We start from the raw sequence: 18498 nt of genomic DNA on the forward strand, positions 1-18498 counted from the left end.
CCGCCTTACGCTTTAGCTTTCGGCATCTGCGACACCAGCGACAGGTTCACGTCCATGCCTTCCACCTGGAAGTGCGGGATGGCGAACAGCTTAACGCGGAAGAAGCCCGGGTTGTCCTCGATATCTTCCACCAGCACTTTCGCATCGCGCAGCGGATGTGAAGACTGCAGCTCGTCGCCCGGATCGGTCATCTCGGTCACCAGCGTGCGCACCCAGGTGTTGAGCTCCAGCTCCAGCAGGCGGCGGTCTTTGGTGGTACCGATGTTTTCGCGCTGAATAAGCTTCAGGTAGTGCGCGATGCGCGACAGCAGGAAGATGTACGGCAGACGCGCGTTGATGCGGCTGTTGGCGGTGGCATCAGCGGTGTCGTAGATCGCCGGTTTCTGCGTCGAGTTGGCCGAGAAGAAGCAGGCGTAATCGCGGTTCTTGTAGTACGAAAGCGGGATAAAGCCGAGGTTGGCGAACTCGAATTCGCGGGTTTCCGGGATCATCACTTCGGACGGGATTTTCACCTGGTTGCCGGTGCCCAAATCGTAGAGATGGATCGGCAGATCCTGCACCGCGCCGCCGGCCTGCGGGCCACGGATTTGCACGCACCAGCCGTTGCTGATGAAGCTCTGCACCATGTTGGCGGCGAAGGCGAAAGAGGCATTGGTCCACAGGTATTTGTCGTGGTCCGGGCCTTTTACTTCTTCGATGTAGTTGAAGCTGCGCACCGGCACGGTGTCCGGGCCGTACGGCAGACGACCGAGCACGCGTGGCATGGTTAGGCCGATGTAGCGCGAGTCGTCGGTGTCACGGAACGACTTCCACTTGATGTATTCGGCACGGTCAAAGTAGTTGCCGATATCTTTGATGGCAGCCACTTCTTCCATCGACTCTTTGAGGAAAAACTGCGGGCCGACCGAACCGATAAACGGCATGTGTGCTGACGCCGCGACTTTCGACAGGTTGCGCAGCAGCGCCACATCCTGCGCCGAGGCATCAAACTCATAGGCAGAAATCACCGCGCCAATCGGCTCGCCGCCCGGCGTGTCGTATTCGGCGACGTAGGTTTGCAGATAGAGGCCGCTCTGGATGATTTCTGGCGCATCTTCGAAATCCTGACGCAGATCGTCTTTCGATACGTCGAGCACTTCAATTTTCACGTTCTGGCGGAAGTCAGTTTTATCCACCAGCGACTTCAGGCCGCGCCACGCCGACTCCACTTTCTGGAATTCGTCGTGGTGCATCACCGCATCGAGCTGGCGGCTGATCTGGCGGTCCAGCTCGGCGATATGGTGATCCAGCAGGTTTTTATCCAGCTTCTCCACTTTCGCACCACTGATTTTCAGGCGCGTCAGGAATACCTGCATCGCGGCTGTCACGCGCTCGTCGGCGGTGGCATCAGACATCGCCTGATTGTCCTGCCAGACGTTGAGATCACTCAGCTCTGACACCGGATTGAGGTTGATTTTTTCAAACAGCGACGCGTAGACGCCGCCCGCAGCCGGGCGGTCCAGCACGGTGGTTGCACCATTGGCATGGGTTTCATTCTGAACTGACATCAGCATTCTCTCTCAATAGTCCGTTACGGGGATGATCAGGCTTGATCGGTGGCTAACGCAGACAGTTCGCTGCGCAGTTCGTCGCTGAGTGCCGGATCTTTCAGGATGGCTTCCAGCTCTTTGCGGAAGGTGACGTTATCCAGCAGGTTGGATTTGAGGTCGCGCAGCAGATTGCGCATCGCCAGCATGGCGCGCAGCTGGGGAATTTGGCGGGCAACCTGCTCCGGTTCGAAGTCCTTCATGTCGCGGAAGTTAAGCTGAACGTTCTCTTCGCTGCCGTCACCGGCCAGGGTGTTCGGCACGGCAAATGACACCGCTGGCGCGATATCGGCCAGCACGCTGTTGAAGTTGTTTTTGTTGACGTTGATTTTTTCGCGTTCAGACAGCGGGCGGTCTTCCGCGCCGTTACTGAAATCGCCGGTCACCAGCAGCTTGAGAGGGAGCTCGGTTTTCTTCGCCGCTCCACCGGTGTGCAGGTCTAGCTTGAGGTTGATACGGGCTTTAGGGATTTCGTTCTGGTAAGAGTTGCTCATGTTTACTCCTTGTAAAAATGGCGCGGAAAGCACGCGTAGGCACACTTTCCCTGTGTGTTACCGCGCGAATATATAGCTGGAATTTTAGGAAGGCAATAAAGCGAGATGATCTTTGCGGTCTGATTTATATAGGAAATTTCTTATGATTTGAGTTAAGCCCCTGATGAACCCTGATAAAGTGACTAGGATTGTTCTTAAAATTATTTTTGACCGGGAGTGCCATTTATCACCAAAAATACTTTTACAGGTATCAATAATACAATGGCGCTAATTGTTACCGCAGGGGGATGGTGTCGAGCCGAGGGGGGACACAATAAAAAAACCCGGCGCGCGCCGGGTTTTACTTAAGCTACGTTCTCAATCAAACGGTTAACTGTAAGCGTGCAGCGTGCGTTGGCACAGCGCTGAACGGACGCAATCCTCTTTGCCGAAACGCACCACGCCGATCATCTCATCCTCTTCGAAGCGCGCTAACGCATCGGCAAGGCCTGACCTGGCGTGGGATGGCAGGTCGCACTGGGTAATATCGCCGTTGACGATAACCGTCACGTTTTCCCCCAGGCGAGTCAGGAACATCTTCATCTGTGCGGCGGTGACGTTTTGTGCCTCATCAAGGATCACCACCGCATTTTCAAAGGTACGTCCACGCATGTAGGCGAAGGGCGCGATCTCTACCTTGGCAATTTCGGGCCGCAGGCAGTATTGCATAAAGGAAGCGCCGAGACGTTTAACCAGAACGTCATAGACCGGTCGGAAATAAGGCGCGAATTTCTCGGAAATATCTCCGGGAAGGAAACCGAGATCTTCATCCGCCTGCAGCACCGGGCGCGTTACGATAATCCTTTCGATATCCTTATTGATCAGGGCCTCAGCCGCTTTGGCTGCGCTAATCCAGGTTTTTCCGCAGCCGGCTTCACCGGTGGCGAAAATAAGCTGTTTCGTTTCTATGGCATGGAGATAGTGTGCCTGAGCTTCATTTCTGGCTTCAATCGGCCCGCGGTCACGTGCATCACGTGCCATACCAATCGAATCCAACCCACCCATTTGCACCAGCGAAGTGACCGATTCTTCTTCACGCTGACGGTGACTGCGAGAGTCGCTACGAATAACGCGTCTTGCTTCACGACGTGCTTTGATCACTGCTTTCTGTCTTCCCATAGTGGCACCTTACAGTTGGTTTCATTTATCGCGGCGGATCACCCGCGGCGATGACTTGAACGCTTTAGAGGTTTAGTTGGCTTCCTTGTAAGCCGTGTCGAGCCAGTGAGAATGGTGTGCATCAGCGCCGAGACGCAGGTGCGCACCGGTAAAGAAAATGAGATTGAACAAGAACGATGTTTGAAAAGTAGCGAGGTTACGTTGGAGGGAAGAAATCCCCCGCAGTGGACTGCGTGTGGTGAAACTATTTAACTGTCCCAAAGAGAGACGAATCATGCGCGAACTCCAGTGGCTTAGCCACACAACTGACAACGCTTATGAATAAAGTGCATCATATTTGCGGTGGTTTGCAACATTATTTTTACGTAGCAGTAAAGAAAAAAAGATAAGCGAAGCCTAAGGTCTTTTACCTTAAATTAAATTTGTCATATTTATCATATAGATGATTTATTAACGGGTAACATAACTTTTTAAGAACATTCGGAAGTGATTACTTCCAGCGGAAAGTTTAAGGAATACTTAACAAATGCGCCTGCGAAGCGGTGACCATCGCAGGCGCTGCACATTTATTAATCAGGCCTGCAATAAAGGTTGCCCGAGATAATGGTTTTTATCCGCCACGCCCGGCAGCGCGAAAAAGTATCCGCCGCCAATCGGGCGAATATATTCTTCCAGCGCTTCGCCATTGAGACGCTGCTGCACGGTAATAAATCCCCTGGTTAAATCATGCTGGTAGCAAACAAACAATAAACCCATATCCAGCTGACCTGAGCCGGTTATACCGCTGGAATAGCTGTAACCTCGCCGCAGCATCAAGCTGCTGTCGGTTTCCGGCGTGCGTGGATTAGCAAGACGAATATGCGCATCCAGCGCAATCAAATCGCCATCGGGATCTTGGCTGTAATCCGGTACGTCATGCTCGTTTTTCATACCCAGCGGCGCGCCTGATAACTTCTCACGACCAAAGATGGTTTGCTGCTCGCCGAGCGGCGTACGGTCCCACATTTCTACGTGAAAACGGATGATACGCACCGCCTGATAGCTGCCGCCGTGCGTCCACGCCGGTTCCTGCTGTTCGTGCGTGACCCACAAGAGTTGATCCATCAATGCCGGATTATGCGTATCGGGATTGGCGGTACCATCTTTGAAGCCCAGCAGGTTGATCGGCGTTTCTTTGCCGTTGCTGCGCGCCGCGTGGTCGGCAATAAAACCGTCGCGACGCCAGCGCACCGCCAGCAGATCGGGTGTGCGTTTAATGATGTCGCGCAGCGCGTGGATCACCGTATCCTGGGTGTTAGCGCAAATCTGGAGCAGCAGGTCGCCATGGCACTGCTCCGCATCCAGCGAATCGTTGGGAAAACGCGTCATGGTTTGCAGCTGCGCAGGCTTGTGTTTGCTTAAGCCGAAGCGCTCATCAAACAGCGAGGTGCCGACCGATAACGTCATGGTGAGATTGTCGGGCGCGATATCGGCACCGAGAATCCCCGAATCCATCGGCGGCAGCTGCGGATTGGTGACCGCCGGCGCCGGTCCACCTTGCGTAAGAAAAGCGAAGCGATCGGTTAGCAAGCGGAACAGACGTTCAAGCTCGGCTTTGTCGCTCGCCAGCACATCAAACGCCACCAGCATCATGGATGCCTGCTGCGGCGTGACGATACCGGCCTGATGGGCGCCGTAAAAAGGTTGCGCCTGCTGGCGCGAGTTGGGTGCAACCGTGCCGGGAGAGAAGCTATCGGCGGCTGCGGTATGGAACGGACAACCGCCGCCGAGGGCGGCTGTGCCACCCAACATGCCTAATCCCTGCAATAATCGACGACGCGACGGCTGCGCCGCGTCATTTTTATCACTCATGATCAGTCGAGACCCAAGGTTCCACGCAGCAGTGAGAGATCTTCCGCCAGCGTGGTAATCGGGCCTTTCAGCGCGTTACGGTCAGCGGTGGTCAGTTTTTCGTACGATTCAAAGCCATCTTTGGTGCGATATTTGCTGAGAATGCCGTCGACTTTCCTGAAGTTAGCATCCACTTTCGCCAGCAGCTGCGGGTTGTTTTTCTGCAGAAGCGGACGCAGCAGATCAACGATTTTCTGCGCGCCATCGATGTTGGCCTGGAAGTCGGAGAGATCGGTACGGCTGTAACGATCCTCTTCACCAGAGATCTTGCTGGAGGCCACTTCTTCAATCAGACCGGCTGCGCCGCCAACCACCTTCGCCGGTGGGAGCGCCAGTTCGCTGATGCGGGTTTGCAGATCGAGCACATCCTGATTTAGCTTGCTGGCGAACTCTTCGGCACCTTTGGTGGTGTTATCGGCGAACAGGATTTTTTCCAGGCGGTGGAAACCGGTGAATTTCGGATCTTCATTTTTCTTCTCGAAGTCATCTTCACGCGCATCAATGCTGCCATCCAGATCGGAGAACAGCTCCGCAATAGGTTCAATACGCTCATAATGCACGCGCGTGGGTGCGAACAGCGCTTTGGCTTTCTCGATGTCGCCGGCTTTCACCGCATCGGTAAACGCTTTGGTGCCCGCTACCAGCTCTTTCACTTCATTCATCACGTAGACTTTGTAGTCGGCGATCGGGCCAACCAGCTCCAGCACATCCGGTTTACCGTTTGCCGCTTGCTTCGCATCGCCGCTCACCACCAGCTTGCCTTTCGGGTTGCTGAGCAGGCCGCAGGTCATGTCATATTCGCCCGCCTCCAGATTGGCGGTGAGTTTCTGGCTGAAGCCAGGCGCGATGTTTTCACGCTCTTCCACCACCATCACTCCTTTCAGGATCTCCCACTCCAGCGCTTTCTGGCTGTTGTTTTTGATGATGAACTGGGTTTTACCGGCCTGCACGTTGAGCGACATCGGCTCACATTGTTTGTCCGTCACGGTGACCGTGACTTGCGGGACGGCAGCAGTAGCCGCACCGGAAAGCGCCAGCATAGCAACCAACAGCGCCTTGCGGCGGAAGCGAATCGTCATAGTGATATCCCTGTTACATGGAAGAACAGGCGCGCAATCGCGCCTGATTAAATTTCAGCGTGTGGTACGTGCCGCGTTGACTGCAGGCCGGGCCGGGAAGAAAAACAGCAGCAGCGCCGGGATGAGATAGGCAAGCCACACCGCCACTTCGCTGACGCTTGGCGTTTCCTGGTAACCTAAAATCCCTTCCAAAAGCGTGCCGAACACCGAGTGCGTTGAGAGTGTATTGCTCATATCAAACGCCACATCCTGGAAGTGATTCCACAAACCGGCCTCATGGAAGGCGCGAATGGCGCCGGCGGACAAACCCGCTGCGACAAACAGAATGAACAAACTGGTCCAGCGGAAAAAGTGCGCCAGGTTCAGGCGGATGCCGCCGTAATAGAGCAAAAAGCCCAGCGCCACGGCGGTTGCAAGGCCGAGCACCGCGCCGAGCGGCGGCGCATAACCCACATCTTGCGTGAACGCGGCCAGCAGGAAGAACACCGACTCCAGCCCTTCACGCGCTACCGCCAGAAACACCATCAGCACCAGCGGGAAGCCGCTGCTGCCCTGCTTCTGCAACGCCTGATCGACCGATTTTTCCAGCGTGGCTTTGATATTGCGCGAAACTTTGCGCATCCAGAACACCATCGACGTCAGGATCACCACGGCAATCACCGCGACAATGCCTTCGAACAGCTCCTGCTGTTTCTGAGGAAACTCACCGGTAGTTTCATTAATAAAGATGCCCAACGCTAAGCAGAGCGCGGCAGCGATAAATACGCCGGCCCAGATGGCGGGAAACCATTGGGTGCGCTGGATGCGTTTGAGATAGCTGGCAATTAGGCTGACGATGAGCGCTGCTTCCAGACCTTCGCGCAGCATAATGAGAAAGGGAACGAACATCACCAACCTCTTGAATTTTAAGAAGGGTAAACCTTAGGTAAAAAAACGTAAAGTGCGAACGATAGTGATTATCATTACTGAAGAGAGAAATACAAGTCACTGCAGGAAATTAATTTTGTTTTGCGGATGGGGGAGCGGGTTTTAGAGGGTGCGCACTCCTGCGCACCCGGGGGTTCATCAAACACGTCGCCATCAATGGCGATAGAGGTTACTTGCTGTGGTATTGGGCTTCGGCGGCAGCAAAGCGCTGCTGTGCCGCTTCTGATGGGCCGCGACCCAGCAAGCTAAATACCACAATCGCGATACTGGCGAACGCGAAGCCTGGGATGATTTCATACAGCTCGGCGTAGCCATAATCTTTCCACAGCAGTACGGTTAGCGCGCCAATCACCATACCGGCCAACGCGCCGTTGCGCGTCATGCGTTTCCAGCACACGCCGAACAGCACCACCGGACCAAAGGCGGCACCGAAGCCAGCCCACGCATAGCTCACCAGACCTAACACGCGGTTTTCCGGGTTGGCAGCCAACGCGATAGCAATCAAGGCAATCACCAGCACCATTAAGCGCCCTACCCACACCAGCTCTTTCTGGCTGGCGTTTTTACGCAGGAAGCCTTTATAGAGATCCTCGGTCAGGGCGCTGGAGCACACCAGCAGCTGGCAGCTTAAGGTCGACATCACCGCGGCGAGAATCGCTGAGAGCAAGATACCGGCAATCCACGGATTGAACAGAATCCGCGCCAGTTCGATAAAGATACGCTCGCCGTTCTGGCTTACGCCCGCCGCCTGATCGGGATGGTTCTCGAAGTAGGCGATACCAAAGAATCCCACCGCCACCGCGCCACCCAGGCACAGGATCATCCAGATCATACCGATACGACGCGCGCTGCGGATGGTGTGATGCGAATCGGCCGCCATAAAGCGCGCCAGAATATGCGGCTGCCCAAAGTAGCCAAGTCCCCAACCGAGCAGCGAAATCACCGCGACAAAGTTCAGCCCTTTCAGCATATCGAGGTTTTCGAGGCTCTTCGCCCTGATCACCGCCAGTGAATCATCCAGGCCGCCGACGGCGACAATCACGATAACTGGCGTCAGAATCAGCGCAAAAATCATCAGACTGGCCTGCACGGTATCGGTCCAGCTCACCGCGAGGAAACCGCCCACCAGCGTGTAGAGAATGGTGGCAGCGGCACCTGCCCACAGCGCGGTCTGGTAATCCATACCAAAGGTACTTTCAAACAGACGCGCACCGGCAACCACGCCAGACGCACAATAGATAGTGAAGAAGATCAGAATCACCACCGCCGAGATAACGCGCAGCAGTTTGCTGTTATCTTCGAAACGGCTGGAGAAGAAGTCTGGCAGGGTTAAGGCATTATCGTGATGCTCGGTCTGCACACGCAGACGGCCCGCCACAATGCGCCAGTTCAGCCAGGCACCGATGATCAGGCCGATGGCGATCCAACTTTCGGAGATCCCGGACAGGAAAATGGCGCCCGGCAGGCCCATCAATAACCAGCCGCTCATATCGGAAGCGCCCGCAGAGAGCGCGGTCACGACGCTCCCTAAACTGCGCCCGCCGAGAATATAGTCATCGAAGCTTTTGGTTGATCGCCAGGCGATGAAACCTATCAGCACCATCCCAAGGATATACACTACAAAGGTCACCAACATCGGTGTACTTACACTCATGAGTCTCTCCACTTATTATTTGATCCATCAAGAGAAATCTTTTTGATCAGCGCTGTCGGAACGGGACAGCAGCCTGGTTTCACCGCATCCAGAGAAAGCGATTTCTCTTAAGGCGCGGTATCCTGCCGCAAAGGGTCGGCGCGCACAATGCATTTAACACAGCTGTTACACCGGTTTCACCTTCCTTCGCTTTTTTAATGCCAGCAGGTTGCGCCTGCTCACAGTTTGAGTTGCACCTCATCGGGTTCAGTAACCGTCTTGTTGCTGGCGGTTGCAACATTGGCGAGTTTCTTGCAGCAATTTTCATGCCGCATTTATCGATTTAACACTTTCGGCGGTTCAAAGCGTGCAACCGAGGTCACATTTAACCTGGTTGCACAAAGTTGCAACATAGGTGATATTGCTGCCACGCAAGCGTTGAATCACTACTTTTGAGGACGAGGACATCATGGGAACGACTACCATGGGGGTGAAGCTGGATGAAGCCACCCGCGATCGCATTAAACTGGCGGCGCAGAAGCTTGACCGCACATCACACTGGCTGATCAAGCAGGCCATTTTTAATTATCTGGAGCAGCTGGAAGCCGGTGAATCCGTGCCGGAAATTCCGCAGTTGCTGATTGATGCCGCCGGTGATGAAAGCGTGCCCGACGAGGCGCTGCAGCCTTTCCTCGACTTCGCCGAACATATTTTACCGCAGTCAGTCAGCCGCTCAGCGATCACCGCCGCATGGCGTCGTCCGGAAACGGATGCGGTGCCAATGCTGCTGGAACAAGCGCGTCTCCCTGCCCCGCTGGCCGAGAAAACCCATCAGCTGGCTTACAGCCTTGCCGATAAGTTGCGGCACCAGAAAGGTGCAACCGGCCGCGCCGGCATGGTGCAAAGCTTGCTGCAGGAGTTCTCGCTCTCCTCGCAGGAAGGCGTGGCGCTGATGTGTCTGGCGGAAGCGCTGCTGCGTATTCCGGATAAGCCGACGCGGGATGCGTTAATCCGCGACAAAATCAGCAATGGCAACTGGCAATCGCATCTTGGCCGCAGCCCGTCGATGTTTGTTAACGCCGCCACCTGGGGCTTGCTGTTTACCGGCCGTCTGGTCTCTACCCATAACGAGGCTAATCTGTCGCGCTCGCTTAATCGCATCATCGGTAAAAGCGGCGAACCGCTGATCCGTAAAGGCGTGGACATGGCGATGCGCCTGATGGGCGAGCAGTTTGTTACGGGTGAAACCATCGCCGAAGCGCTGGCCAATGCGCGCAAGCTGGAAGAGAAAGGGTTCCGTTACTCATACGACATGCTGGGCGAAGCGGCGCTGACCGCCAGCGATGCCAAAGCCTATTTGGTTTCTTACCAGCAGGCGATTCACGCCATCGGCAAAGCGTCGAACGGTCGCGGTATTTATGAAGGTCCGGGCATCTCCATTAAACTGTCAGCGCTGCATCCGCGCTACAGCCGCGCGCAGTATGAGCGCGTGATGGACGAACTCTACCCGATCCTCAAATCCCTGACGCTGCTGGCGCGCTCGTATGACATTGGTATTAACATCGATGCGGAAGAAGCCGATCGCCTTGAGCTGTCGCTCGATCTGCTAGAAAAACTTTGCTTTGAACCGGAGCTGGAAGGCTGGAACGGCATCGGCTTTGTGATTCAGGCGTATCAGAAGCGCTGTCCGTTCGTGATTGATTCGCTGATTGATTTGGCGCAGCGCAGCCGTCGCCGTCTGATGATTCGACTGGTGAAAGGCGCGTATTGGGACAGCGAAATCAAACGCGCGCAGATTGAAGGTCTGGAAGGCTATCCGGTCTATACCCGCAAGGTGTACACCGACATCTCTTATCTGGCATGCGCGCGCAAATTGCTCGCGGTTCCGAACCTGATCTATCCGCAGTTTGCTACCCACAACGCGCACACGCTGGCGGCGATCTACCAGCTGGCGGGCAATAACTATTATCCAGGCCAGTACGAATTCCAGTGCCTGCACGGCATGGGTGAACCGCTGTATGAGCAGGTTGTCGGTAAAGTGGCCGATGGCAAACTGAACCGACCGTGTCGTATTTATGCGCCGGTCGGTACCCACGAAACGCTGCTGGCGTATCTGGTGCGTCGTCTGCTGGAGAACGGTGCCAATACCTCCTTCGTTAACCGCATCGCTGATAACACCTTGCCGCTGGATGAGCTGGTCGCCGATCCGGTGGCCGCCGTGGAGAAAATGGGCGTCGCGGAAGGCGCGATTGGTTTACCGCATCCTAAAATCCCGCTGCCGCGCGATCTGTATGGCGCCAAGCGCGCTAACTCTGCCGGTCTGGATATGGCCAACGAACATCGTCTGGCGTCGCTCTCCAGTGCCCTGCTCAACAGCGCCAGCCAGCCGTGGATCGCCCAACCGCTGGTAGAAGGTGAATTGGGCGAAGGCGTCAGCCGCCCGGTGCTTAACCCTTCTGCACCAACAGATGTGGTGGGCAGCGTGCGTGAAGCTACCGAAGCCGAAGTCTCGGCTGCACTGGATGCGGCAGTCAATGCCGGTCCAATCTGGTTCGCGACGCCACCGCAGGAGCGTGCCGCGATTCTGGAGCGTGCCGCCGAAGCAATGGAAGGCCAGATGCAGCAGCTGATTGGCCTGCTGGTGCGTGAAGCCGGTAAAACCTACAACAATGCCATCGCCGAAGTGCGTGAAGCGGTTGATTTCCTCTACTACTACGCGGGCATGGTGCGCGACGATTTCGATAACGAAACCCATCGTCCGCTTGGTCCGGTGGTGTGCATTAGCCCGTGGAATTTCCCGCTGGCGATCTTTACCGGACAAGTTGCCGCAGCGCTGGCGGCGGGTAACAGCGTGCTGGCAAAACCGGCGGAGCAAACGCCGCTGATTGCCGCGCAGGCGGTGCACATCCTGCTGGATGCCGGCGTACCGGCTGGCGTGTTGCAACTGCTGCCGGGCCAGGGCGAAACCGTGGGTGCGCAACTGACCGGCGACGAGCGCGTACGCGGCGTGATGTTCACCGGTTCAACCGCGGTGGCGACATTGCTGCAGCGTAATCTGGCTGGTCGTCTCGATCCTCAGGGTCGTCCGACGCCGCTGATTGCCGAAACCGGCGGCATGAACGCGATGATCGTGGATTCCTCAGCGCTAACCGAACAGGTGGTGGTGGATATCGTGGCTTCGGCCTTTGATAGTGCCGGGCAACGCTGCTCGGCGCTGCGTCTGCTGTGCGTGCAGGACGATGTGGCCGATCACACGCTGAAAATGCTGCGTGGTGCAATGGCCGAGTGCCGCATGGGCAACCCGGAACGTCTCTCGACCGACATTGGTCCGGTAATCGATGCCGAAGCGAAAGCCAACATCGAACGTCACATTCAGGCGCTGCGCAACAAGGGCTTCACCGTCTATCAGGCGGCGCAGGAGAATCCACAGGACAGCAAAGAGTGGAACAGCGGCACCTTTATCAAGCCGACGCTGATCGAGCTGGATCAGGTAAGCGATCTGGATAAAGAGGTGTTTGGACCGGTGCTGCACGTGGTGCGTTTCTCGCGCAATAACTTGCCGCAGCTGGTGGAGCAGATTAACGCGTCGGGTTACGGCCTGACGCTCGGCGTGCATACGCGCATCGATGAAACCATCGCGCAGGTTACGGCGAGCGCTAAAGTCGGCAACCTGTATGTAAACCGCAATATGGTGGGTGCGGTCGTCGGCGTGCAGCCGTTCGGCGGCGAAGGCTTGTCGGGCACCGGTCCAAAAGCCGGTGGTCCGCTCTATCTCTATCGCCTGCTGGCCAACCGTCCAGATGGCGCGCTGCGTATCACCTTTGATCGTCAGGATGCCGAGCGCCCGGTGGATAGCACGGTGCGTGCCGAGCTGATGCGTGCGCATCAGGCATTGCAGCAGTGGGCGCAGGATAAGCCTGAGCTGCTGGCGCTGTGTCAGCGTTACGACGAGCTGGCGCAGGCCGGTACGGTGCGTCTGCTGCCGGGCCCAACCGGCGAGCGCAATACCTTCACCCTGCTGCCGCGCGAACATGTGCTGTGCATCGCCGATAACGCAGAAGACGCGCTGACGCAACTGGCGGCGGTAACCAGCGTCGGCAGTCAGGCCATCTGGCAGGATGATGAGCTGCATCGTGCGCTGCGTACGTCTTTGCCTGCTGCAGTGCAAGCGCACGTCAAGCTGGTGAAGGATGCGCTGGCGGCGGAGTTTGATGCGGTGATTTATCACGGTGATGCCGATCAGCTGCGCAGCCTGTGTGAGCAGGTCGCGGCACGCGATGGCGCGATTGTCTCGGTTCAGGGCTTCGCCCGCGGCGAAACCAATCTGCTGCTGGAGCGTTTGCTCATTGAGCGTTCACTCAGCGTCAATACCGCCGCTGCGGGCGGTAATGCGAGTTTGATGACCATCGGTTAAGACGCGCAATAAAGTGCGCCGCTACAGTCAGTACATGATTTGGTAGCGGCGCGATTCATCGCGTGAATTTTCAGGCCGCAGACTTATTCCGCTTCAACCCGATCAGCGTTGGAAACACAAACAGCGACTGCCCCAATCCACGATTCGTCACCTGCCACACCGCCACCGAACACAGCGAACAGATGCCAACAATCGCCAGCGGATAGAAACAGGCCCACAGAATGGAGAACCATGCTTGCTCAAACAGGTGATGGCGCTGGGCGAACAGAATCGCCGACATACCGAAGAACTCAATGAAGATGCGGTGAATCACGTAAATTTGCAGCGTGTTGCGCCCAACCCAATTCAAGTAACTCATCTTGAAACGCGCGTTCAACCAGCGACACGCCGCCACGCTTCCCAGCACCGCAAGGATGCACAGGAACAGGCTCTTATCCAGACCAAAGATGATATGCAGGCCCGAGACCGCCGCCAATATCGTCCACGGCACAATGTTGTCACGACGCCATTCACTGAGACGCAGCATCATCGGGCTCCAGAATGCCCCCAGCAGGAAGAACAGGAAATACTGCGCCACGCTTTGTGGTCCCCAGTACGGAATGATCTTCTCCACCGCCAGATAGTTGAGCGCAATCGCCACCACCAGCAACGCCACTTTCTGCTGTTTGAAGATCTTGGCGCACAGGAAATAGAGCGCCAGGCCGTAGAGATACCACGAAGTGCTCATGGCGAGGAATGTCAGCTTTAAGAACTCCAGCAGCGAACCGGCATACGCCGCGTTGAGGTTCTGTGAAATGCGCTGCCCGGTGATCTCGGTTGAGATGCCAACAATCGACCACCACTGAATAAAGCCCCACAAAATATAGAGATAAAACAGGTTGGTGATGCGACTGGTAAATACCTGTTTCCACGGCCGATTTAAAATACCGTTAGTGGCTAATAAGCCCGAAACAAAGAAAAACGCCGGCATACGCAGCGGCGATAATACGGTATTAAACTGCACCCATATTTCTGCCGGGATCCAACCTGCCGTCAATAATTTCACCGTGCCTTCGAATCCAGGTAATACGGTGTGATACAACACCACCAGTAATATGCAGGCTCCCTTGAGGGTATTTATCCATGCGATATCTTCTTTCCTGGCGTTATTCATATGATGACTCCCGCTGCTGTTGCTGTGTAGGTCTTAAAGAAGAAGGATGAGGAAATAAGCGTTGTAGCATTTATGATTATTAAACGATTATTCAACAGGCGGGGCGGGCATGATGTAGCGAAAGTCCTAAATGTTTTTTTGTGGTCCTGATATAACAATACTTTACACATCCAGACAAAAATAGAACCCTGAGCAGGCTAAGGAAATTTGTCTTAATTTGAGTCACTAAAAGATGATTAAGTAAAATAAGTGTGATCGTTGTCGCGCAGGGAAATTAAGAACAATCCACCCTTTCTTATGCCAGATTAAATTCAAATCCTAAATGTGGATTTATTTAATGTGGCAAATGGATAAGCAGCAATATTCGCGTTGTGCTAAGCGATTTATTACCGCGCATTCCGTAGCGTCGTGATTTATCGCACAATGAATTGCGCCGCTACGGAATATGCGGCGCGTGATCAACAAAGTTATTGCAGCGGTGCGCTTTTGCTTTCGAGCGCAGGTTTGCGCAGCAGGCGCGGATAGAGAAACAGCATGCGGCCCGGACCACGGTTGAGCAGCGTCCACACCAACAACGAAATACTGGTACACAACGCAACGCCGGTAATTGGCATCAGCAGCGCCCATGCCCAGCTAAAGACGGTATGGTCAAACCAACCATAATGCACCGCCAGCACAATCGCACTCAGCCCCAGCAGCTCAATAAAGATACGGTGCAGCACGTAGATTTGCAGCGTGTTACGGCCAATCCAGTTGAGCCACGCCATATTGAAATGTTCATTGAGCAAGCGGCACAGCACAATGCCAAACACGATGGTCAGCAAGCTGTAGAACGGATTCTTATAGATGCCGCCGACATGGTGCAGCAGGCCAATCAGCGCAATGCCGCCCAGCATCAACCAGTGCTGACGCTTCAGTTCGCTCAACTCGATCAACGCCTGGCTGAAGAACACGCCGAGCAGGAAATAGAGATAGTTCTGCGCCACGCTGGCGGGTCCCCAGCCGGGAATCAGGCTAAACTGCGCGGCGTAAGTCGCGACAATCGCCAGCGCCATCAAAGCCATCTTCTGTTTGTGGAACAGCTTAGTGAACAGGAAGAATCCGGCCAGCGCGTAGAGATACCACAGGCTCGTCATCGAGGTCATCAGCAGCTTAACGAACTCAAACGGCGTGTCCGCATAGGCGGCGTTTTTAGTACTGGAGAGCCGTTCCCCGAGATGGGTGGAGATGTAGTGAATGCTCAGCCACTGAATGACGCCCCACAGCAGGTAGAGATAGACGATGTTGCTGAACTTTTTGGTGAACACCTCTTTCCAGCTCTTTTTGGTGATTGAACTGGCAGCCAGCAAACCTGAGACAAAAAAGAAGGCCGGCATGCGCAGCGGCGACAGATAGGTGTTAAACGCCACCCACCAGTGCGCTGGCATCAGCCCAGCCGTGAGATGATGCAGCGAAGGCGCGAACGTGGTGATGATGGAATGGTGTAATACCACCATCAAAATGCAGCCCCCTTTGAGCGTGTTGATCCACAGGACCTCTTTCCTGGCAGTTGTCATTGCTATGTCCTAATTGCGCCATGAATTTGTAAAGAATTATTTATATTTACAAAGATGTCTCAATCGGGACTTTCCTAATAAGAAACCACCCTAATTCGCGTAGGATACTGGTGAAATTTAATCGTTAAAATTCAGTAATTTATTAAAGTCAGGCGAATTGACTTTAGGAAAATACTGAGAAGAAAAATACCGGGAGAGAGAAGAAAAGCGTCGCCCTTATCAGGCGACGCTGGAGACTATTGGTTAAGAAACTTGTCGAGAAATTGCCGGGTACGCGCCTGCTGCGGATTACTGAACAGCGCTTTTGCAGCGCCCTGCTCCACGATGCGTCCCTGATCCATAAAGATGGCGCGATCCGCGACGTCGCGCGCAAAGCTCATCTCATGGGTGACGATCACCATGGTGCGTTTCTCCTGCGCCAGCGCGCGAATGGTGTTGAGCACCTCGCCCACCAGCTCAGGATCAAGCGCCGAGGTCGGCTCATCAAACAGAATCACTTCCGGACGCATCGCCAGCGCGCGAGCAATCGCCACACGCTGCTGCTGTCCACCGGAGAGACGACGTGGAAAACTCTCTTCCTTGCCGTGCAATCCCACTTTCTCCAGCAAACTGCGCGCACGTGCGATGGCTTCCGCCTTCGGCTCGCCCTTCACGATCACCGGCCCTTCAATGATGTTCTCCAGCACCGAGCGGTGCGGGAACAGATTGAAGTTCTGGAACACAAAGCCAACCTGCTGACGCAACTGGCGCACCAGCTGCTTCTGCTTATTGAGGCCGAGCGCCGCATCAATGGCAATATCGCCAACTTTAATACGTCCGCTTTCCGGCACTTCCAGCAAATTGATACTGCGCAGCAGCGTAGTTTTACCGGAGCCGCTTGGCCCGATAATAGCCACCACTTCGCCTGGTGCCACGTCGAGATCGATGCCGTGCAGCACCGTCTGGCCGTGAAACTGCTTCACCAGCTGACGGACTTCAATTGCACTCATTTGCCCTCCCGATCCTGTCGATTCACATGCGCTTCCAGGCGATTTTGCAACGCCGACAGCACGGTCGCCATCACCCAGTAAATCAGCGAGGCCGCCAGATACATGGTGAACACTTCCAGCGTACGTGAGGTGATCAGCTGCGCCTGACGGAACAGCTCCGGCACCTGAATGGTGGCGGCCAGCGAGGTATCTTTCACCAGGCTGATAAAGCTGTTGCCCAGCGGCGGCAGCGCGGTGCGCGCGGCCTGCGGCAGGATCACGCGACGCAGCGTTTGCCACGGCGTCATGCCGATGCTGGCAGCGGCTTCCCACTGCCCGCGCTCAATCGCGGCAATCGCACCACGCAGCGATTCAGAGGCGTAAGCGGCGGTATTCAGCGACAGACCAATCATCGCCGAGGGAATCGGATCCAGCTCGATACCAAACTGCGGCAGACCGTAATAGATCATAAACAGTTGGGCGATGAGCGGCGTGCCACGGAAAATCGACACGTAGATGCGTGCCAGCCAGTTGATCGGCCAGAAGTGTGACAGGCGCATCAGCGCCAGCACGAAGCCGAGTATCAGGCCGAAGAACATCCCGCCGATACTCAGCTGCAGCGTGAACAGCGCGCCTTTCAGTAAAAATGGTGCTGAATCCAGCACCAGTTGTAAGCTTTCCTGCATTATTTAGTGACGTCCGCGCCGAACCATTTTTCAGACAGTTTGCTCAGCGAGCCATCTTTCTGCATGTCCGCGATGGCGGAGTCGATCGCTTTCAGCAGATCGTCGTTGCCTTTACGCAGCGCCACGCCCGACTCCAGACGGGAGAAGGCCGGGCCCGCTACCGCCATGGTGTCTCCGGTTTTCTTCACCAGATCCAGTGCCGCCAGACGATCAACCAGAATGGCGTCTAAACGGCCTGAACGCAGATCCTGATACTTGGTTGGGTCATCATCATAGGTACGCACATCGGCTTTCGGCACATTATCCTTCAGCCACTGCTCGTAGTTGGAACCGAGACCGACGCCGACTTTCTTGCCAGCCAGATCGTCTGGCTTGGTGACGGTTGCTGCGTTTTTCTTCAGCGTCAGCGCCTGCACGCCAGAAATGGTGTACGGCGTGGAGAAGTCATACTTTTTCTTGCGCTCAGGGGAAATGGTGACCTGATTGATCACCACGTCAATGCGTTTGGAATCCAGCGACGCCAGCATGCCGTCCCATTTGGTCGGACGCAGATCGGCTTTCACGCCAAGGTGTTGAGCCAGCGCCTGCGCGAACTCTACTTCGAAGCCGGTCAGCTGGCCTTTTTCGTCCTGGAAGCTGAACGGCGGATAAGTGCCTTCCAGACCGACGCGCAGCTCGCCTTTACTCTTTACTTTTGCCAGCAAATCTTCAGCGGCAAAGGATTTAACGTTAACGCCCGCGACCAGCGCGACCGCCATCATGCCCATCACCATTTGGCGACGAATTGGAGAGAAAGTCATGTTTACCCCATTTATTGTGATGTGTTGTTGTGTGCTTATTTTGAGTGCGCATAGCATAAATGCGCACCTTACGACTACCTTGATACAATCCTCGCACATTGTGTAGCGGCGCGATTTATCGCGCAATAAATTGCGCCGCTACGGTGGGTGCGGA

14 protein-coding genes are annotated in these 18498 nt (G+C 55.4%); 1 reads left to right on the top strand and 13 read right to left on the bottom strand.

The genetic code is table 11. The features are described 5' to 3' along the window. Positions 1-5 precede the first annotated feature (5 nt). From tssC to putP, 8 genes are all read right to left on the bottom strand, one after another. Positions 6-1553, bottom strand: coding sequence for a type VI secretion system contractile sheath large subunit (gene tssC, locus AAF463_RS11795; RefSeq protein ID WP_192233562.1), 1548 nt, complete (start codon positions 1551-1553; stop codon positions 6-8). A 29-nt stretch (positions 1554-1582) separates the two neighbouring features. After that, on the bottom strand, positions 1583-2080 hold the full coding sequence (tssB, locus tag AAF463_RS11800; protein WP_101764057.1) for a type VI secretion system contractile sheath small subunit: 498 nt from the start codon (positions 2078-2080) through the stop codon (positions 1583-1585). A 369-nt stretch (positions 2081-2449) separates the two neighbouring features. Then, positions 2450-3238, bottom strand: a complete 789-nt coding sequence (phoH, locus tag AAF463_RS11805) for a phosphate starvation-inducible protein PhoH (RefSeq protein ID WP_101764056.1) — start codon at positions 3236-3238, stop codon at positions 2450-2452. A gap of 72 nt (positions 3239-3310) precedes the next feature. Then, positions 3311-3514 carry a hypothetical protein gene (locus AAF463_RS11810; RefSeq protein WP_350260828.1) on the bottom strand — a complete coding sequence of 68 codons (204 nt, stop codon included), beginning with the start codon at positions 3512-3514 and terminating at the stop codon, positions 3311-3313. A gap of 297 nt (positions 3515-3811) precedes the next feature. Next, positions 3812-5089: an iron uptake transporter deferrochelatase/peroxidase subunit gene (gene efeB, locus AAF463_RS11815; RefSeq protein WP_350260829.1), complete on the bottom strand. Its 1278-nt coding sequence runs from the start codon at positions 5087-5089 to the stop codon at positions 3812-3814. A gap of 2 nt (positions 5090-5091) precedes the next feature. Further along, the gene (gene efeO, locus AAF463_RS11820) at positions 5092-6207 is read right to left on the bottom strand and encodes an iron uptake system protein EfeO (protein WP_350260830.1); all 1116 of its coding nucleotides are present in this window, start codon (positions 6205-6207) and stop codon (positions 5092-5094) included. Between the two features lie 54 nt (positions 6208-6261). After that, positions 6262-7095, bottom strand: a complete 834-nt coding sequence (gene efeU / locus AAF463_RS11825) for an iron uptake transporter permease EfeU (protein ID WP_350260831.1) — start codon at positions 7093-7095, stop codon at positions 6262-6264. A gap of 208 nt (positions 7096-7303) precedes the next feature. After that, positions 7304-8788, bottom strand: a complete 1485-nt coding sequence (gene putP / locus AAF463_RS11830) for a sodium/proline symporter PutP (protein ID WP_110866398.1) — start codon at positions 8786-8788, stop codon at positions 7304-7306. Positions 8789-9236: 448 nt separating this feature from the next. Between putP and putA the strand changes: the two genes are divergently transcribed. After that, positions 9237-13181, top strand: a complete 3945-nt coding sequence (gene putA / locus AAF463_RS11835) for a trifunctional transcriptional regulator/proline dehydrogenase/L-glutamate gamma-semialdehyde dehydrogenase (RefSeq protein ID WP_309834222.1) — start codon at positions 9237-9239, stop codon at positions 13179-13181. A gap of 70 nt (positions 13182-13251) precedes the next feature. Here the strand turns inward: putA and AAF463_RS11840 are convergent, their stop codons facing one another. The 5 genes from AAF463_RS11840 to tcyJ all read right to left on the bottom strand — a co-directional run bounded on the left by AAF463_RS11840 (position 13252) and on the right by tcyJ (position 18344). After that, positions 13252-14334: an acyltransferase family protein gene (locus tag AAF463_RS11840; protein ID WP_350260832.1), complete on the bottom strand. Its 1083-nt coding sequence runs from the start codon at positions 14332-14334 to the stop codon at positions 13252-13254. Between the two features lie 467 nt (positions 14335-14801). Further along, a complete protein-coding gene (locus tag AAF463_RS11845; RefSeq protein ID WP_350260833.1) occupies positions 14802-15890 on the bottom strand; it encodes an acyltransferase family protein in 1089 nt (362 codons plus the stop codon). Between the two features lie 236 nt (positions 15891-16126). Next, positions 16127-16879, bottom strand: a complete 753-nt coding sequence (tcyN, locus tag AAF463_RS11850) for an L-cystine ABC transporter ATP-binding protein TcyN (protein ID WP_064739083.1) — start codon at positions 16877-16879, stop codon at positions 16127-16129. After that, positions 16876-17544: a cystine ABC transporter permease gene (gene tcyL / locus AAF463_RS11855; protein WP_064739084.1), complete on the bottom strand. Its 669-nt coding sequence runs from the start codon at positions 17542-17544 to the stop codon at positions 16876-16878. Before tcyL ends, tcyN begins: the two co-directional genes overlap by 4 nt. After that, complete coding sequence (gene tcyJ / locus AAF463_RS11860) at positions 17544-18344, bottom strand: cystine ABC transporter substrate-binding protein (RefSeq protein ID WP_101764047.1); 801 nt, start codon at positions 18342-18344, stop codon at positions 17544-17546. Before tcyJ ends, tcyL begins: the two co-directional genes overlap by 1 nt. Between the last annotated feature and the right edge of the window lie 154 nt (positions 18345-18498).

The sequence above is a fragment of the Pantoea sp. BJ2 genome, assembly GCF_040255075.1.
GTDB lineage: Bacteria > Pseudomonadota > Gammaproteobacteria > Enterobacterales > Enterobacteriaceae > Pantoea > Pantoea leporis.

What these genes read in the sequence shown, in the direction of transcription:
- tssC (WP_192233562.1), bottom strand. Translation starts at nt 1,553, where the DNA reads ATGCTGATGTCAGTTCAGAATGAAACCCATGCCAATGGTGCAACCACC.
- tssB (WP_101764057.1), bottom strand. Translation starts at nt 2,080, where the DNA reads ATGAGCAACTCTTACCAGAACGAAATCCCTAAAGCCCGTATCAACCTC.
- phoH (WP_101764056.1), bottom strand. Translation starts at nt 3,238, where the DNA reads ATGGGAAGACAGAAAGCAGTGATCAAAGCACGTCGTGAAGCAAGACGC.
- AAF463_RS11810 (WP_350260828.1), bottom strand. Translation starts at nt 3,514, where the DNA reads ATGATTCGTCTCTCTTTGGGACAGTTAAATAGTTTCACCACACGCAGT.
- efeB (WP_350260829.1), bottom strand. Translation starts at nt 5,089, where the DNA reads ATGAGTGATAAAAATGACGCGGCGCAGCCGTCGCGTCGTCGATTATTG.
- efeO (WP_350260830.1), bottom strand. Translation starts at nt 6,207, where the DNA reads ATGACGATTCGCTTCCGCCGCAAGGCGCTGTTGGTTGCTATGCTGGCG.
- efeU (WP_350260831.1), bottom strand. Translation starts at nt 7,095, where the DNA reads ATGTTCGTTCCCTTTCTCATTATGCTGCGCGAAGGTCTGGAAGCAGCG.
- putP (WP_110866398.1), bottom strand. Translation starts at nt 8,788, where the DNA reads ATGAGTGTAAGTACACCGATGTTGGTGACCTTTGTAGTGTATATCCTT.
- putA (WP_309834222.1), top strand. Translation starts at nt 9,237, where the DNA reads ATGGGAACGACTACCATGGGGGTGAAGCTGGATGAAGCCACCCGCGAT.
- AAF463_RS11840 (WP_350260832.1), bottom strand. Translation starts at nt 14,334, where the DNA reads ATGAATAACGCCAGGAAAGAAGATATCGCATGGATAAATACCCTCAAG.
- AAF463_RS11845 (WP_350260833.1), bottom strand. Translation starts at nt 15,890, where the DNA reads ATGACAACTGCCAGGAAAGAGGTCCTGTGGATCAACACGCTCAAAGGG.
- tcyN (WP_064739083.1), bottom strand. Translation starts at nt 16,879, where the DNA reads ATGAGTGCAATTGAAGTCCGTCAGCTGGTGAAGCAGTTTCACGGCCAG.
- tcyL (WP_064739084.1), bottom strand. Translation starts at nt 17,544, where the DNA reads ATGCAGGAAAGCTTACAACTGGTGCTGGATTCAGCACCATTTTTACTG.
- tcyJ (WP_101764047.1), bottom strand. Translation starts at nt 18,344, where the DNA reads ATGACTTTCTCTCCAATTCGTCGCCAAATGGTGATGGGCATGATGGCG.